This window comes from Terrimonas pollutisoli, from assembly GCF_029360765.1.
GTDB lineage: Bacteria > Bacteroidota > Bacteroidia > Chitinophagales > Chitinophagaceae > Terrimonas_B > Terrimonas_B pollutisoli.
In genome coordinates, this window is sequence record NZ_JARKNA010000001.1 from 306,513 (window position 1) to 325,083 (window position 18,571).

Annotated in this window: 15 protein-coding genes; 13 read left to right on the forward strand and 2 right to left on the reverse strand. The window is 40.8% G+C overall.

Features of this window, described 5'->3' with window-relative positions; genetic code table 11:
* Positions 1–27 precede the first annotated feature (27 nt).
* From P2W73_RS01240 to P2W73_RS01290, 11 genes are all read left to right on the forward strand, one after another.
* Positions 28–1,164, forward strand: a complete 1,137-nt coding sequence (locus tag P2W73_RS01240) for an acyltransferase family protein (RefSeq protein WP_276500152.1) — start codon at positions 28–30, stop codon at positions 1,162–1,164.
* Positions 1,165–1,321: 157 nt separating this feature from the next.
* Positions 1,322–1,489, forward strand: coding sequence for a hypothetical protein (locus P2W73_RS01245; RefSeq protein ID WP_276500153.1), 168 nt, complete (start codon positions 1,322–1,324; stop codon positions 1,487–1,489).
* Position 1,490: 1 nt separating this feature from the next.
* On the forward strand, positions 1,491–2,486 hold the full coding sequence (locus tag P2W73_RS01250) for an alpha/beta hydrolase (protein WP_276500154.1): 996 nt from the start codon (positions 1,491–1,493) through the stop codon (positions 2,484–2,486).
* A gap of 22 nt (positions 2,487–2,508) precedes the next feature.
* Complete coding sequence (locus P2W73_RS01255) at positions 2,509–4,869, forward strand: PDZ domain-containing protein (protein ID WP_276500155.1); 2,361 nt, start codon at positions 2,509–2,511, stop codon at positions 4,867–4,869.
* A complete protein-coding gene (locus P2W73_RS01260; RefSeq protein ID WP_276500156.1) occupies positions 4,856–6,979 on the forward strand; it encodes an alpha-L-fucosidase in 2,124 nt (707 codons plus the stop codon). Before P2W73_RS01255 ends, P2W73_RS01260 begins: the two co-directional genes overlap by 14 nt.
* A gap of 209 nt (positions 6,980–7,188) precedes the next feature.
* Positions 7,189–9,162: a glycoside hydrolase family 97 protein gene (locus P2W73_RS01265; RefSeq protein ID WP_276500157.1), complete on the forward strand. Its 1,974-nt coding sequence runs from the start codon at positions 7,189–7,191 to the stop codon at positions 9,160–9,162.
* A gap of 240 nt (positions 9,163–9,402) precedes the next feature.
* Positions 9,403–10,383, forward strand: coding sequence for a family 43 glycosylhydrolase (locus P2W73_RS01270; protein WP_276500158.1), 981 nt, complete (start codon positions 9,403–9,405; stop codon positions 10,381–10,383).
* A 110-nt stretch (positions 10,384–10,493) separates the two neighbouring features.
* Entirely contained in the window at positions 10,494–10,730 is a 237-nt protein-coding gene (locus P2W73_RS01275) for a hypothetical protein (RefSeq protein ID WP_276500159.1), read from the forward strand.
* Between the two features lie 242 nt (positions 10,731–10,972).
* Entirely contained in the window at positions 10,973–11,422 is a 450-nt protein-coding gene (locus tag P2W73_RS01280) for an SRPBCC family protein (protein ID WP_276500160.1), read from the forward strand.
* A gap of 147 nt (positions 11,423–11,569) precedes the next feature.
* Positions 11,570–12,058, forward strand: coding sequence for a hypothetical protein (locus P2W73_RS01285; RefSeq protein WP_276500161.1), 489 nt, complete (start codon positions 11,570–11,572; stop codon positions 12,056–12,058).
* A gap of 531 nt (positions 12,059–12,589) precedes the next feature.
* On the forward strand, positions 12,590–13,066 hold the full coding sequence (locus P2W73_RS01290; protein WP_276500162.1) for a hypothetical protein: 477 nt from the start codon (positions 12,590–12,592) through the stop codon (positions 13,064–13,066).
* A 159-nt stretch (positions 13,067–13,225) separates the two neighbouring features.
* Here the strand turns inward: P2W73_RS01290 and P2W73_RS01295 are convergent, their stop codons facing one another.
* Complete coding sequence (locus P2W73_RS01295; RefSeq protein ID WP_276500163.1) at positions 13,226–13,399, reverse strand: hypothetical protein; 174 nt, start codon at positions 13,397–13,399, stop codon at positions 13,226–13,228.
* 102 nt (positions 13,400–13,501) lie between these two features.
* Between P2W73_RS01295 and P2W73_RS01300 the strand changes: the two genes are divergently transcribed.
* Complete coding sequence (locus P2W73_RS01300) at positions 13,502–14,464, forward strand: hypothetical protein (protein ID WP_276500164.1); 963 nt, start codon at positions 13,502–13,504, stop codon at positions 14,462–14,464.
* Positions 14,465–15,372: 908 nt separating this feature from the next.
* On the opposite strand, the gene P2W73_RS01305 is transcribed toward P2W73_RS01300, so the two are convergent.
* On the reverse strand, positions 15,373–15,546 hold the full coding sequence (locus P2W73_RS01305) for a hypothetical protein (protein WP_276500165.1): 174 nt from the start codon (positions 15,544–15,546) through the stop codon (positions 15,373–15,375).
* Between the two features lie 350 nt (positions 15,547–15,896).
* Here P2W73_RS01305 and P2W73_RS01310 point away from each other — a divergent pair, with 350 nt between their 5' ends.
* The gene (locus tag P2W73_RS01310) at positions 15,897–18,467 is read left to right on the forward strand and encodes an alpha-L-arabinofuranosidase family protein (protein WP_276500166.1); all 2,571 of its coding nucleotides are present in this window, start codon (positions 15,897–15,899) and stop codon (positions 18,465–18,467) included.
* The last annotated feature ends 104 nt before the right edge of the window (positions 18,468–18,571 follow it).

Genomic DNA, 18,571 nt, shown 5'->3' on the forward strand with positions numbered 1-18,571 from the left:
TAATGCTTAGCTCACAATTTAAAAAGCATGACACCAATAAGATATTACAAACCCGAGTTAGACTTACTTCGCCTTTGTGCATTTCTATTTGTGTTCTTCACACACCGATTGGACCTGGCACCAATTGATCCGGCACAATATTATTGGGGACATCATATTAGTTTGGTTGGAGTTTTTGGAGTACCGCTCTTCTTTTTTCTAAGTGCATTTTTAATAACAGAATTACTTACTAAGGAACAAGACCAGTTCGGAAAAATTAGTATCAAATCTTTTTACATAAGACGCATCCTTCGCATTTGGCCATTGTATTTTACCTTCTTTTTTGGAATGGTATTAGTGACACAGTTTTCAGACAAATTCGGACATATTACACCCGGAACACAACTTGCATTCAGTTTATTTTCCGGCAACTGGTATATTACTTTTAATGAATGGCTTTCGTCTTACCCTGTTAATCCGCTTTGGAGCATTTCTGTTGAAGAACAACTTTACATTTTACTTCCATTAGTTGTATTTTATGCAGGCAAAAGAGGGCTAAAGATTTTTTCAGTTCTTGCACTTCTGCTGGCTTACACAACTGTTATTTACTATGCCCTAAATCCCACAAAAGGATTTAGTGGACAGTGGACAAATAGCTTTGTGCATTTTCAATTTTTTGCAGCAGGAATTCTTCTGTCTGTTTATTTAAAGGGATGGCAACCAAAATGGCAAGTAATTTCCCGAATTGCAATATTTATAGCGGGACTGGTATGTTGGTTGTTAGCCTCAATTGTCTGTGGAATTCATGCAGATGCTCCACACCTTTCAACTATTTCACAAGCTATTGGTGGTTGGTTTTTGATACTTGCCGGAGTTGTACTGTTTTTTCTGTCGTTGTATGGAGCGTCGTCAAAGTATATGCCTTCTGCGTTGCTGTATCTCGGCCGCATATCTTATGGAATGTATGTATTTCATATCACCATGTTTTGGTTGGTTTATATAATATTTAAGGAAGAGCTGGAATCTTTTAGTACGACGATTGGCTTGTATGAATGGAGAAACAATGTTGGTTTTATTATCGCTTTCCTTGCTACGGTAATTATATCGTTATTGTCTTATCGTTTTTTTGAAAAACCATTTCTACAGTTGAAAAGAAAATTCACATTAATTCTTTCAAGAGATTAGCACGATGAAGAACAAATTACTGATTACGTTTATATCCCTTTTTATTCATCTTGCTGAGTTTAGCCGGGAGACAACCGAGACAGATAAGGTTTGTTGTTTATAAATCCGCTGTATTTAAGATTGAAATCTTTTTATAAAACTATAATATGAATAACGTATGAAACTTTACTACACGAAGAGATATTTTTTTTTAGGTCAGCGCAAAGCTTTCAATGGATATTGCCTGGTACTGGTGCAAACTGATAAACAAGCAGGCGAAATCAGGTTGAAGGCTTCATCGGATACATTAAAAATAGATGAAATACTCATAAAAATTAAAGAATAAAATGACACCAATTAATTTATTCAACCGCAGCTATTTTTTTTATACTAAAGTAGTAATAGTATTTTTTTTGCTTTTAGCTGATGGTATTTCAGGTTATGCACAGGAAAAGCCATCAGCGGTGGTCGAAGTCCGTGACGATACATCTGGTGTCCGCAGGGGTGGCTTTGGCGGACCAATTAAACTGGGACCCGATGACAAGCCCGCCTTTGACAATCCCCCTGCCGGGTTCAGAGATAAGCGTGAAAATATTGCTCACGGTTCTATTACTGCTGTTCAGTATGATTCTAAAACGCTCTCCACACGGCGGGAGATGCTCGTTTATACACCTCCTGGTTATTCACCCAACCGAAAGTACCCGGTGATTTATTTACTGCATGGTCTCAATTCGGGCGCCGGTCAATGGCCGTACTGGGTCCGTGCTGATAATGTCATCGACAACCTGCTGGCCGACGGTAAAATCGGACCTGTGATTATGGTTTTTCCTAATTGTAATACAAACATAACTGTGTCCAATCCCCAACCTGATGAACAGGAAGAGCGAAAAGACGGATTTAAAGGTTATGCCAAGTCTTTCGAAAACGATTTGTTCAACGATATCATCCCTTACATCGAATCTCACTATTCGGTTTACACCGACCGCAAACATCGTGCACTCGCAGGCTTGTCTATGGGTGGTGGCCAATCCCTGAATATCGGCCTTTCGCATATCAATACGTTTGCTTATGTCGGTGGATTTTCGTCAGCTCCGAATACCAATGAATTCGGTGGACTTTCTGAAACCAAACTGTTGCCGGATTTGGCGGCAGCTAAGCAGCGGCTCAAAGTACTGTGGCTTGCTTGTGGCAACAAGGATGGACTGATCAGTGTCAGCCAGCGTGTGCACCAGCACCTCAAAGAGCAGGGGGTGCCGCATGTATGGCACGTGGATGGCAATGCTCACGACGATACCGAGTGGGCCAATAATCTGTATCTTTTTGTACAACATATTTTCAAATAAGTGTAGTATATAGAAGAAGAAAATGAATAAGATTCAAAAAATGCTTTTTGCAATGGCTTTTGGGTGGCCGATAGGATTGTTATCACAAACAAACATTTATGTTTCCCCCAAAGGCAATGATGCCAACAGGGGAACACAGATCAAACCATTTGCATCCATTGAAAAGGCGATGGCAGCCGTGCGTAAAACAACGGGGCCGGTGGTGATATGTCTTTTACAAGGAACTTATCATTTAAAGAAGCCGATAGTTTTCACATCCGAAGATTCCCGGAAAGAAAACGAACCACTTACAATAACAAATTTTAAAAACCAGGAAGTCATTATTAATGGAGGGGTTCCTTTAAATCTGAAATGGGAAAAACACAAAAATGGAATTTGGAAAGCCGTTTTAAAACAGGATATCATTTTTGATGAGTTGTTTGTCAATGGGCAATTGCAACGGATGGCCCGTTACCCGAACTTTGACTCTACTGCACGTTTTCTTGGAGGTACGGCGGCGGATGCTGTCAGCAAAGAAAGAACTGCCCGGTGGAGATCGCCTGCAGGTGGTTATGTGCATGCTTTGCATCGTTCTGAATGGGGCGATTTTCATTATCTCATCACGGGGAAAAATGACCAAAACGAACTGGCGCTTGAAGGCGGCTGGCAAAACAATCGCCGGATGGGAATGCATGATAAACATCGTTTTGTTGAAAATGTTTTTGAAGAACTGGATGCTGCAAACGAATGGTTTTATGACAAGAAAACAAAAACGTTATACTATCATCCTCCCAAAGGGCTTGACATAACAACCGCAAAATTTGAAACTCCGCAGATTGCTCATTTGTTTGAATTTAAAGGCACCGAAAAAAGTCCGGTAAGCAATATCAACATAGAAGGTTTAATGCTTACGCAAACATTGCGAACATTTATGCAAAACAAGGAGCCATTACTTCGCAGCGACTGGACCATTTACCGTGGAGCTGCTGTGTTGTACGAAGGCGCAGTAAATTGTTCGCTTACAAATTGCACACTATCGAACCTTGGTGGCAATGCCGTTTTCTTTAATAATTTCAACCGAAAGAACGAAGTATCAGGATGCCTGATTTCAAAAATAGGTGCCAGCGCTATCTGCTTTGTTGGCGATCCCAATGCCGTTCGTTCACCAAGTTTCGAGTACAACCAATTTGTACCCCTGGAACATATTGACCGCACTCCCGGTCCAAAAACAAATAATTACCCTGCAGAATGTAAAGTGTATGACAACCTGATGTTTGATCTGGGCCTGGTTGAAAAACAGTCGGCGGGTGTTGAACTCTCCATGTGCCAAAGCATTACCGTTAGCCATAACAGCATTTATGATATTCCCCGTGCAGGTATCAATGTAAGTGAGGGAACCTGGGGCGGCCATATCATTGAGTACAATGATGTATTCAATACTGTAAACGAAAGTGGCGATCACGGATCGTTTAATTCGTGGGGTCGTGACCGCTACTGGCACCCTGATAAAGACGTACTCGACACGATAGTTGAGAACCATTACGATATTACCATGCTTGATGTAGTGAAACCAATTATTCTGCGCAACAACCGTATGCGTTGCGATCACGGTTGGGATATCGATCTTGATGATGGTTCCAGCAATTATATTATTTACAACAACCTTTGTTTGAATGGAGGAATAAAACTTCGTGAAGGCGTGAATCGCATTGTTGAAAACAATATCATGATCAATAACACTTTTCATCCACACGTGTGGTTTCGGAATAGTAATGATGTGTTCAGGCATAATATTGTTTCATCTTCGTATATGCCAATCGGCATTCCTGTTTGGGGAAAAGAAACTGATTACAACGTATTCCCTGATTCAGCATCGCTTAAAGCTGCATGGGGTAGGGGAACGGATAAAAATTCGGTGAGTGGTTACCTGGATTTTGTGGATCCAAAGAATGGCGATTTTTGCTTGAAAAATGGATCCATTGCATTTACTGCAGGGTTTAAAAATTTTGCAATGGATAGCTTTGGCGTTCTTTCTCCGCAGTTGAAGTCATTGGCCAAAAAGCCACTATTGCCTTCGGTGATTGCGCTTGACAAGATAGATGATAACCCGGTAATTGATTTTATGGGAGCCAAAGTAAAAAACCTGGCTACGCAGGGCGAACGTTCGGCAACAGGTATGAATGATACAACAGGCGTATTGGTTGTTGAAGTGAAACCCGGTTCTGCTGCTGCTAAATTTTTGCAGGCAAATGATGTGATCTTATCATTCAACAATAAAAAGGTGAATAAACTGAGAGACTTGCTTGAAGCACGAATGTCGGTGATAGGATCAAATACGGAAGTATTGATCTTTCGTAACCAGAAAGAGATAAAAAAACATGTTGAATTAAATGGAGAGAAATAAATTTTTAAAAACAACTATCAAAAACCTTATGACAAGATTTCGTTTCGTGGGAATGCTGCTCTCTATCTGTATGATCAGTTCCTCGTATGCACAAACAAAAGCGCCTGCCCCCTTTGGTCCTGTTCCAAGCAAAAATCCAATGCGGTGGCAGCAAATGGAGTATTATTCTTTTGTTCATTTCTCCCTGAACACCTGGACAGATCAATCATGGGGGTATGGCGATGAAGATGTCAAACTATTCAATCCCGAAAAATTAGATTGCCGCCAGTGGGCACGCATTTGCAAACAGGCAGGGATGAAAGGAGTTATCATAACAGCAAAGCACCATTGTGGTTTTTCCCTGTGGCCTTCAAAGTACACGGAGTACTCCGTAAAAAATGCTCCATGGAAGAATGGAAAAGGTGATGTGGTTCGTGAGATGGCGGATGCCTGTAAAGAATACGGCTTGAAATTAGGCATCTATTTATCGCCCTGGGATAGAAACCACCCGGACTACGGAAAGCCTGAGTACATTACTTATTTCAGAAATCAACTCACTGAATTGCTCACCAACTACGGACCCATTTTCGAAGTATGGTTTGATGGCGCTAATGGTGGTTCAGGCTATTATGGCGGCGCCAATGAAACCCGTAAGATAGACGCCACAACTTATTACGACTGGAGCAATATCTACAAGCTGATTAGAAAGCTGCAACCGGATATTCTTATTTGGAATGATGGTGGTGACAGGGCTGATCTTCGTTGGGTGGGAACCGAAGCAGGTTATGTTGGCGAAACAAACTGGAGTTTGCTAAATGCTAAAGGTGAAGTTCCGTGGGAGATGCTGCATTACGGTGTAGAAAATGGAGATTCATGGGTGGCTGCAGAAGTAAACACTTCAATAAGGCCGGAATGGTTCTATCATCCAAATGAAGATGCTAAAGTAAAAACAGTGCCTCAATTAATGGATATTTACTACAATTCTATTGGGCGCAATGGCTCATTGCTGCTCAATTTTCCCATCATGCCAAATGGATTAATTCATCCTAACGATGAAAAAGCGGCGCTTGGATTTGCAAAAGCAGTGAAAGAAGCATTTGCTGTGAATCTTGCTGCAAAATCAAAAGCAACAGCTTCCAATGTTCGTGGCAACTCAAAACAATTTGATGCAGCTAAAGCCATAGATAGTAATAAAGAAACTTATTGGACCACTGATGATGATGTAACAAAAGCTTCGTTGACCATTGATCTTGGCAAACCAACTACCTTCAATCGTTTTTTAGTACAGGAAAATATTCGTTTAGGACAAAGAGTAAAGGGCTTTACTGTAGAAGCGCTTGTTGATGGTAACTGGAAAGAAATTGCGAAAGCAACAACCATCGGTTTTAAACGCATCCTTCGTTTTCCAACGGTGAAAACAACACAGGTTCGCTTCAACATTACCGGTTCAAAAGCTTGTCCTGTAATTTCAAATATCGGAATTTATAATGCACCGCAACTGCTGGGTCCACCTTCAATTATCAGGAATCAATCAGGTGAAATAAAAATAATTCCGGTTGACGGAGAATCGGTTGTTTACTATACAGTGGATGGAACTGTTCCAACTACCAAATCGAAAAAGTATACAAAGCCATTTCAAACAGAAGGGAAGTTAGCGCTAAGAGCAATTGCTTTCGATCCTGCTACAAGAAAAAGCAGCCCTGCGTCTCATGAAAAATTTGATATCCCCAGAAAAGATTGGAAAATTATTGGAATAGAAGATGAAAAAGCATATGCAGTTCTTGATGGAGATCCGCATTCGGTATGGCACCAGCCAAAGGGTACAAAATTACCTGCAGACCCTGTAATTGATTTAGGCAAAGAAGAAAATATTAGCGGCTTCAAATACTTTCCTGATCAGGGTTTGTGGGGACCGGGCATCATCACTACTTACCAGTTTTATGTTTCCAACGACAATAAAGAATGGAAACTGGCAGATGAGGGTGAATTTTCAAACATAAAGAACAATCCCCTTTGGCAAATTAAAAAGTTTGCATCTGCAAAAGCCCGCTATATTAAGTTGAGGGCCATAAAAAATACAGAGGATAACGATAACATAGGATATGCTGAAGTGGATGTAGTTACAAATTAATTTGCCTTTGTACGGGTGATAAAAAATAATTTATACAGCGCTTTTTTACTTTTGCTAAGCACCGGAGTTCTGGCACAAACAACCTTTTTGATTCAGTACTTGGTTTTGGACAGGAACACAGGAAGAATATTTCGATGGATATCCGGGAAAATGACGTTTATTTTTGAATTTGATAAAATTATAAAGCCTTGATGATTTTAAAGATGAATATGAAAAATACCATTCTTTTAGTTTTGGTCCTCGTTGGTATCAACATATGGGTATATTGCCAGCCTGCTATTTCAATGTATAATCGGTTACAGGCAAAGCAGGTTGCTCAACTGGAAAGTCCCGACAAATCTATCGTACTAAATGTATTCTTATCTGCTACAGGTGGAATTCAATACCGGATACAAAAATCTGGGATAAGTGTCATTGAGCCTTCTGCTTTGGGAGTGATGATGAAGGGGCACAATTTCACGCAACGCATGAAACTGATCACGATCTCAAAACCTAAGCGGATAACGGACAGCTACCAAACGAAGAATGCAAAAAAAAGCAACATTCAATACCAGGCGAATCAATTGGTAGTGTCTTTTATCAATGAAGAAGAGAAAAAAATGGATATCATTTTCCGGTTATCGAATGACGGCGTCGCATTCCGCTACTATTTTCCCTGGATAAAAAATAATGAAACGATTATTAAAGAACATTCCTCATTTGCTTTTGACAAAAACACAAGAGCCTGGTTGCAACCCATGAGTGAAGCAAAAACAGGTTGGGAGCGTTGTCATCCATCTTATGAAGAATATTATTTGCAGGACATTTCTGTTGGCACAGTGTCGCCTTTAAAGTCAGGTTGGGTGTACCCGGCATTGTTCAAAACAAATGACGCATGGGTGCTGATCACTGAGGCAGCAATTGACGGTACTTATTGTGGCACAAGATTGACCAATGATTCTGCGTCGTCTGTTTATTCAATTGGATTTCCTGATTCGAGAGAAGTTTTTACAGGTGGTGGCTATCTGCCGGAAAACAACAAGCCCTGGTTTACACCGTGGCGCATTATTACCATTGGCAATTTGAAAACAATTGCTGAATCTACATTGGGTACTGACCTGGCGCCGAAAGCTATTACGATAGACAAATCATTTATCAAACCGGGCAAAGCATCGTGGAGCTGGATCAACAGCAAAGACGATATGATCGTTTATGATGAACAAAAAAAGTACGTTGACTTTGCTTCAGCAATGAAATGGCAGTATTGCCTTATTGATGTGAACTGGGATACAAAGATTGGATATGATAAGATAGCTGAACTGGCAACGTATGCAAAACAAAAAAATGTCGGTTTGATATTATGGTACAACTCTGCAGGCGACTGGAATACGGTAACATATCATCCGAAAGACGTATTACTGACAAAAGAAGGAAGAGAAAAAGAATTCAGTCGCTTGCAGGCAATGGGCATTAAAGGTGTAAAGATTGATTTCTTTGGTGGCGATGGCCAGAGTATGATTCAATACTACATTGATATATTGAATGATGCTGCAAAATATAAGCTGCTTGTAAACTTTCATGGCGCTACACTGCCGCGAGGCTGGCAAAAAACATATCCTCACCTTGTGACTGCTGAAGCAATTTATGGAATGGAGATGGTTACATTCATCCAGGATGCGGCGGATAGGCAAGCCAATCATTGCGCCATGTTGCCATTTACAAGAAACGCATTCGACCCGATGGATTTTACACCCATGAATCTTACAGGACTAACCGCTTCAAATTGTGTTAGAAAAACAACACCCGCTTTTGAACTGGCTCTTTCCGTTTTATTCTTATCCGGCATACAGCATTATGCCCAGGCACCGGAAGGCATGGCGATGGTGCCCAATGATGTGAAAGATTTTTTAAGAACGCTTCCCGACAACTGGGACGATGTAAAGTTCCTGGACGGCTATCCCGGAAAATATGTTGTTATCGCCAGGAGGAGTGGTAATCGCTGGTACATAGCCGGTATTAATGGAGATACAACTGAAAAGAAAATAAGTTTTGACCTCACCTCATTTAAGAAAAGCACGGCGACTCTTTTCACAAACGGTGTAAAGGGCGAACTGTTTTCGAAAACCGTCCTGAGCAACGCAGGACAAAAGAAATGTGATATTACATTGAATGTAAATAGTGGATTTGTAATGGTGCTTGAGTGATTGGTGTTCGCTTCGACACAACCGGGACGTTAAATGATGTATTTGAATGTGTGTTTGCCTGCTGAGAAACCAAAGTGCTTTCTGTGACCGGCGAATTCAATCATTCTTTGTCGTATTATTTTTGTTAGACCAGCATCTAATTGGAACGAGGTATTCCAATAGGCAACGGGACAGTAATAGTCTTTGACGGCATTTCGATATACGTTTTATTTGCAACTTGCACTCAATAAATTGTACGTGATGAATCTTTACATGAAATATTTCGCATTGATCCTGGTACTGACTTTCAGCCTTCAAACAAAGGCGCAGAAAGACAGTTCTAATGCTGGATTTACGAATCCAATTATACCTGGCTATTTTGCCGATCCAACCATCCTGGTGGCTAATAACAAATATTACATTTATGCCACCATTGACCCATGGGGAGGCGACAGCCTTGCGCTTTGGGTCTCTGATGATTTTAAAAACTGGAAGAGAAAGCCTTTAAACTGGCCCACCAAACAACTTTGTAAAAGTCCCACCTCTAACGATAGTAAAGTTTGGGCTCCCAGTGTTGTATTGGGTGCCGACAAAAGATACCATATGTTTGTTTCGGTAGGCAGTGAGGTTTATGCAGGTGTGAGCGACCATCCGGAAGGCCCCTGGCGAAATGTAAAAGCCGACGGCAGTCCTTTCATCGCTACTCAAAAAGCTATCAATGTCCACACTATCGATGCCGAGGCTTTTATCGACGACAATGGCAAAACCTATTTGTACTGGGGCTCCGGCTGGGACTGGAAAGATGGGCATTGTTATTTTGGCGAATTGAATAAAAGAATGGATGCATTCGTGGGAACACCCAAGGACATTACTCCACCCAATTATTTTGAAGGCCCTTATATGCTAAAACGAAATGGTACTTATTATTTGATGTATTCTGAAGGCAAGTGCACTGACAGCAGCTACAAAGTACGGTATTCCACCTCCAGGTCTCCTATGGGTCCGTGGAAAGAAGGCAAAAACTCTCCGATCTTAACCAGCAATATGGCCAACCACCTTATTGGCCCCGGGCATCACACTGTTTTAAAACACAAAAGCAAATACTACATCATCTACCATCGTATTTCTTATCCACTTCAAAAGGATCTGTTGCGGGAGCTCTGCATCGACGAACTCAATTTTGACAAGGAGGGGAATATCAACAAGGTGAAGCCAACGAAAACCGGGGTGACATTTAAATAGACAAATTGCTTGCCCTAATTCAGCAACTACGGGTTTTATATATCGAATTATAATGCAGAATGAAAACTAGCCGATGCAGAAGAATTCTCCAACATCAAAAACAATCCATTGTGGCAGTCAAAAAGTTTTTCACCGCAACACAAATTAAAGGTGATACAGTGTTTGCTTATCACAGCAATTTAGTCTACAATGGATATATCACTAAATTAAATGAGGAGGATTTCTTTGTAAAGCACGGGGAGCTTGTCTTTACAAAAGCAGAGTTGAAAGCTATGTTAGATAAAGATGAAATAAATGCTGTGGAACGCAACTACGGAACAGAAGTGGGATTTGATCGTATCAGGTGATTGATTAACCGGACAGAGTAGCTGCGATTTTTTCCAAATTTTGGATTTTTTGTCCCATGACACTTTACCTGTTTAACGTCATGGATGAGAAAGCTTATAGGCGGCGGGCGGAAAAGATGTCAGTCTTGTTTTGTAGCTTTATTCCCGACAGGAACCGCTACAAAACTGCGCCAGGCCGGATCCGTTGACAGCAATGCTATTAAAACTTAAAAGCCAAGCGAAATTTTTTTAAATAAAGTATTATGTCTAAAAACAATGTTTCGCTACACAGGGTTCTTAAAACTTCTCCTGAAAAAGTTTACCGGGCGTTTACTGAGGCAAATGCACTTGCATCCTGGCTACCTCCATATGGTTTCCTTTGTACTGTTCATGAAATTAATGTGCAAGTGAACGGCACTTATAAAATGTCATTTCAAAATTTTTCCACCGGTAATAGCCATTCATTTGGCGGAAAATATCTCGAGATTAAACCCAATGAGTTTTTAAAGTACACAGATAAATTTGACGACCCCAACCTGCCGGGCGAAATGACTACTTCGGTCTGGCTACATAAAGTTTCGGTTGGTACGGATATAAAGATTTTGCAGGAAGATATTCCTGCTGTTATACCGGCGGAAATGTGTTATTTGGGTTGGCAGGAATCTTTGGAAAAATTGGCCAGGTTAGTCGAGCCTGAAATTCCAGATATGTAATTCTTTTTTTAGCAAGTTTTGTGGCAATGAAGCAGGGCCGGACTGACGGCTATAAAATATCCCAGTCTGATCCGTTGTGTGCTAAACTCACAGACTGTTCAAAATGACAGAACGAGTAAATCGATTTCAAAAATCAACCGCTTAATCGTGACAGCTTCAAAAGCATTACTCTTATCTGTTATTAGCGTGTCATTGATTTCTTGCGGCGGGACGACGCATTATCTTACTGCCGGTAACTTTTCAAAGGATGACAGCTACAAGGTGAATAGCTATTACGGGTGTTGTGGGTGTGAGGCTAAATATTTCAATATTAAATCGGGTAAACAAAAGATTGAACAAGTTATTTATTCATATGGTATCGGCAGTCCTACGAAATTTGTTTTTAATTATGACAAAAGCGGGAAGATAATTAGCTGCGACAAATTCGTTGCAACCACATTAAACGACTTTACCATTGCATTAAGTGACTTTGAAAAGAGGCTTTTTTCTATAGGTGACACAAGAAACACATCGAAGGCAAATTATATTGCAGTCAAATTTTCAGAAATTAAAGGCTTTAGAAAACCTATCGATAATGACATTAGTCATTCCCTTCCACTAATTAAAAAAGGATATAAACTACCGGTTAATTACTGATTATTCCGCAGTATCAAAATCTTCAGTTTGTATTTTACCGGTAAATGCTTTCCACCTTTCGGTTTTTTAATTCCGGAATAGAAGGTTTACTCCTTCGAGGCCTTATTCAAAAAATTACATCTCTTGTTTCCCCATTTTAATTGAGCACGACAAATTAACAGTGGATAGAAATGCCAATTAATTAGTCATTGCGGTAAGCAAATGGCTCCTTGCTTATAAATCTTAAAGTGGAATTACTTTATACTGTTTCGAATCACTATTGAGCACAACAATTTTGAACGGTGATGTTAGAATAGTGTTTCGGGCGGATCAAAACTTTGCCCGTATCCAGATCAGGGGTGCTATAAAAGCCTCATGCAATAAGGAAATAAAATTGACTTGAAAATTGTTTGCCTTGCCAATGAGTTGTGCGTCATTTCCGGAGACCACATTAATAATTAACCTGAAAAATCCGGTAAAGCAAAAAATTAATAAACGGAGCAAGCCGAAAATCCGACAAAGAGTAGGCGAAATATATAAACCTTAAAGGGTATGAAAAACGTAACTAAAATTTCCTGGAGAATCAGAACCGGTAACCAATGGTGGAGTGGTACTGATACCAGAATAGATGTGGAGATGTATCGTGATGGAACTTTATTACAACTTGCATCTGTGGAGCCTGGTCGTACTTCCAGGCTTAACCGAAATGAAGATGTAACTTATTTTTGGGTGTTTCAAAATAATACGGGACTTGGTGAAAGTTATTCCGGTTTTACTCCTCCTTTTTATATTGAATTTCCAAATGGTATTCAAGGTCATTTAAAGGTTAAGTTTATTGCCAGGGGTAATGATGCCTGGGAAAAAACATCTATAATCAGTACTGTATTTAGTGGTGACATAAGAGCAGTTCCAGGAACGATAGATTCACTTTACTGGGAAGAACAACGGGATGAATTTGTTTTCGGCCGGGATGTGGTATTAAGTACGGATTCGTCGGAGGGACACGCTACCTGGACATTGTTGTATTGATAACTAAAGTAAATAAAGCGGAATAAGCTGGTTAGCTGAGGAATGAAAAAGGAAAGAGGCTGAGATAGCAATAAAACAGTTCGCCGAGCTAAGCCTCTATCGAAAGATTCTACCCTTACATTCAAAACTTATGAGAGTTTCGCCTATGAAATTTGGCCATTAAGGCTTGTTCTTAAATTTGTTTACCGGTTTAGGTCTGCCGGCCAGGTAGTAATCAAGTTCGTCTTGTATTTTCATAATGTTTTGAGCATTGTCTTTGATGTTCCCGGTCATTTCGAAATTCATTTCTTTTATTTTCCATTGGCCTGTAAGCTTTGTCAATAGCTTTTCCATGATCATGTTCTTTCCCCCGGTCTGTTAAACTGGGAATTCAGGTGGCTAATGAATGTGATCAATTGAATTGAATATATCATTTAAAACTTAAAAGTAGGTGCTATGCCATTTGTAAAAACTTATGATGTCGATTTCGCCAATGGAAATCTGCATCCGAATTTAAACCTATTAAACTGGCCCGACCTTACTATGTCAGGAGATGTGACTAAAACAACTGAAGGTTTGATCCTGCATGTCGTTCGTGGACCGGTGACTGATGAAAACCTCGGTACACATCCGCCATTAACTAGTATTGATACTGTTGAGTTGCCTGGCAGTTCTTCCTTGCCGAAAAGTAGTGTCTTCATCAAAGTACCTGGTCGCGGACTGCCTCTCGACACCCGGTTATTCATGAGTATTACTTTTGACCTACCGAATGCAGAAGAATTTTTACCTGATAACATCCCTGTTCCTCCGGTACGCCCTTTATCTGGTAACCTGTCTGGTACTCATGGCCCATTAGGTGGGGGTGGTGGTATAGAATTTCCCGGCCCCGAACCATGGGCTGTTGTATTAAGCATAAGTCCGACAAGTGATCTTTCAAGCGAATATTCTGTTCATACCACCTGCCAATTTCATAAAGTGTTCAATTGTGTTCGTCTCAATACACCTTCAAGCCAGGGCATTAGAAGATTACAATCTGACCAGGCTGCTCCTTTGGAAAGCCCTTTAAACTACAGTAGTTATCGTGGCGGGTATACTGTTCTTCCTAATGGCAGTGAAATACAAACCGAGCCTCCATTATTTACACTTAGTACTTCTTTCTGTGGCTGGGATACTATCAAATTAGGGCATTCTGTCGGATGTGGCTTTTTGAAAATTTCCCGTTCCTGGAGACCTGAAGTCGAAGACCATCGGGTATTTTCCAACAATTCATTTATTCCGATACTTGATCCGGAAACTCCTTCTAGAAATGCTATTCGGGCTTTAGGGATTTCGGTGGTCACTCAACAGGGTATTGGAAGAATGAGTGCCAGGATAAGATCATTCAGCCTTTCATTCAATAATAGCATAACGGTTAATTAACACAAGTTTTCTAAAATAGAAGCATTTGAGATAGAGTATTATTGAGTTTGCTGTGTCAGCCCAACCATGACCCTTTGCCCATTCAATTTTGTAGTTATTGATCACGGCAAGCCAGTACAGGCCGGATAAAAGTGAGTGCGGATTGAATTAGTTTTGGTATAAATAGTCAGCCACTGTGTTAAACCGCTATATAAAATTCCTACCACCGGGAAAAACTTTTTCCTGACTGGTTTTATGTACCGGTGATTTTTTGGTGATATGCGGAAGAAATTTGGTGAGTTTTGGCGTTACACTTTTGCTTAAGCTTCTTGTAAAACGATTCGAAAAATAATTTCATTTATTGTGGTGACCAATGCAATCTTTTCCCGGTAATCACCGGACTTCTTTTATATTTGATTATGCATTCCAATATAAGACTTCCAAAAAATTTTAAGGAGTATAATAAGCAAGTCATCTATTCTAATCTTACCAATGAATTAAATGAAAGTATAGCGAATGCTATTTATAAAATGCCGTTTTTTCAAGATTTTCTGCATGGGACTTCAACGGTTTAGTGTGGCGGAATGATGAAATAGGTTATTGGTGTGTCGAAATTTCCAAATATGGGAAATATATAACTACACATATGTGTGAAACCCTCAAGGAGTTAATCATCGAAACAAGAAAAATGCACGGAGAAAAATAGCCCCTAAAGCGGAGGCAAGATGGAAGTAGTGACGAAAGAACAACTGCCCCATATTGCTTTAAAAGCTCATTCGTTAATCTCCATTATTTAAAGCACCGTAGTAATAACTGTCAATCATTAAATGCCAAACATGAGCCCCGGCTCCGGATACTTTGCTGAAATGACCTTGTAATGCTTGCCTTTATAGTCAAAAGTTACCGGAATATCTTCCATCAAACCACAATTAAGGTTTATTCCTGAATTTGTTTACCGGTTTAGGTCTGCCGGCCAGGTAGTAATCAAGTTCGTCTTGTATTTTCATAATGTTTTGAGCATTGTCTTTGATGTTCCCGGTCATCTCAAAATTCATCTCTTTTATTTTCCATTGGCCTGTATGCTTTGTCAATAGTTTTTCCATGATCATGTTCTTTTCTCCGGCAAATATTTTAAAACGAATAACCTGCTCTGATTTCAGCTAACGTCGTTATTAGCAACAACCGGGTGTTTATGTATTACTTCACGCATCCCGGCCGGACAGGAGCTGATAAAAATAAAGATGGCTATAACAGCGTCGCACTTCTATCCAGGTTGTTGAATTGAAATTGAACGAAACGGGGTGGCTTACAGCCAACAGAAATGAACCAACGTACGTGAAACTTTCTCCCCCTTAAGTACAACTTCTGTTTTTAGCACCGATATTTACCGCACAAAAAACCAGCGGCTGTTTTCTGGAAATTAAAAATGAAATTTTAAAACGTATAGCATTCCATGAAGAAGTTTTTTTTATTCATCAGTGTTTTTGTATCAATAGACTTTATTGCACTGGCCAATGAGCCAGACTCTGTTTATCTTTTTTCTTACGCAACCGAAAAAAACAATAATCACAACGGGTTGCATTTCGCCTGGAGCGTTGACAAGATATCCTGGCACAGCATCGGAAATGAGTTCTCTTACCTGAAATCGGATTATGGACGTTGGGGCGCTGAAAAAAGAATGATTACTCCTTACCTAACGCAAGGCCCTGGCGGTGTGTGGCAATGCGTGTGGAGTTTGAACGAAAGGGATAAAGTTTTTGCACATGCTTCTTCACATGATTTGATTGATTGGGGCCGACAAAGCTATCCCGATACAAAAAGTGGAGCCAACGTTCTTCGACCGGTAGTTGTTTATGATAAAACGACAAGTAACTATACAATAACTTATACAGATGTTACGGGCAAGTATTATCGTGTTGCCACCAAAGATTTTAAAACCTACAGCGACGTAACCGAAGTGCCGGCGGCGGAATATAAAAATGCCAGTATTACCATTCCATTGCCTACTGGTAACGCCACGGGCCAATTGTATTACGTAGCCTGGGAAGTGGTTGATAAGCTGATCAAGGCCGCCGATTTACAGCAATACAAAGGCAAATTATACAGCGAATCGGCAAAAGACGATGCTGTGCGGTTTGCCGGTCTTCAACCAGTAAATGCAAGTATCACCCTGCAAGCCGGAAAAGCAAAACCGATAAGTGATATGCTGCTCGGCATATTTTTCGAAGACATCAATTACTCGGCGGATGGTGGCCTCTATGCAGAACTCATTCAAAACCGCGATTTCGAATATGCACTTGGCGACAAAGAATATCGCGACAAGGCCTGGAATCCGACGCATTCATGGACGTTGAAAGGAGAGGGTACAAACTTTACGATTGACAGCATTTCACCTCTTCACGTTAATAATCTACATTATGCAGTGCTGCAAACAGAAGTACATGGAGCATCATTGGTTAACGAAGGCTTTGACGGCATTGCATTGAAAAAAGGCGAGGCTTACAACCTGTCATTTTTTGCAAAACGGTCGGAAGGGAAGGCTGGAAAGTTGCTGGTTCGTTTAGTTAACAAAAAAGGAGAGGTGTTGGGGCAAGCAACCGTTGATGTGTCGTCTAAAGAATGGAAAAAAACAAAGGCTGTTCTGACAGCGTCAGCTGATGCTGCTGATGCGACACTTGAATTGCAGCCATTGTTACCAGGACGATTGGCATTGGATATGATTTCACTGTTTCCACAAAAAACATTCAAAGGCAGAAGCAATGGCTTGCGTGCGGACTTAGCAAAGGTGGTGGCGGATCTCCATCCTCGTTTTATTCGCTTTCCCGGCGGTTGTGTGGCGCATGGCGATGGCCTCGCCAATATCTATCGCTGGAAAAATACAATTGGTCCGTTGGAAGCACGAATCCCACAGCGAAATCTTTGGGGTTATCACCAGAGTGTTGGCCTGGGTTACTATGAATATTTCCAGTTCTGTGAAGACATTGGAGCCGAGCCGTTGCCAGTGATTGCAGCAGGTGTTCCCTGTCAAAATTCAGGCACAGGTGGAGCGGGCCAGCAGGGTGGCATTCCAATGAAAGAGATGGATGAATACATACAGGATATATTGGACTTGATAGAATGGGCCAATGGTGATGTGAATACAAAATGGGGAAAGTTGAGAGCGGCGGCAGGTCATGCAAAGCCTTTTAATTTAAAATACATCGGCATTGGTAATGAAGACCTGATCACGGATGTTTTTGAGGAGCGCTTCACGATGATCAATAATGTTCTTAAAGTGAAACATCCGGAAATAACAGTGATTGGGACGGTGGGCCCTTTTTATAAAGGAACGGATTATGAGGAAGGATGGGAGATCGCAACAAAGCTAAAACTCGCCATGGTTGATGAGCATTACTATGAAAGCCCCGCATGGTTTGTACACAACCAGGATTTTTATGACCGTTACGATCGCTCTAAATCAAAAGTGTACCTGGGTGAATATGCTTCCCGGGGCAATGAGTTGTACAATGCGCTTGCCGAAGCGCTTTACCTGACGTCGCTGGAACGAAACGGTGATGTGGTGCATATGACATCTTATGCGCCGTTGCTGGCAAAAGAAGGTCATACGCAGTGGAACCCGGATCTGATATACTTCAACAACACCGAAGTAAAGCCAACAGTAAATTACGAAGTGCAGAAACTTTTTAGCAACCATGCGGGCAATGAATACCTGCCCGCCACCATCACGCTTTCAAACAACGAGGAAGCCGTAAAAAAACGAATTGCCTATTCCATTGTGCGGGACACAAAAACGGGAGACGTCATTATTAAAATTGTAAACCTTTTGCCGGAAACTGTCAACGCTTCACTCGATTTGGCAGGTATTTCAATTCCCGGCGCAAATGCAAAGAAGATTACGCTGCAGGGAAGTTGGGATGATAAAAGTGCAAAAGCAGTGGAAACGGAATGTTTGGTTTCAGAAAAGTTTACTTCCGAATTACCGGCGTATTCATTCACAGTAATTCGAATGGGGTCAGTTCGATAATCTATACATCTTATGAGTGAATTTTATAAATAGTGTCAATCACAAGGATGGATTTTCCCTTTGCAGGCCAATGCCAGGTTTACGATTAGGCAATATCCTATTGT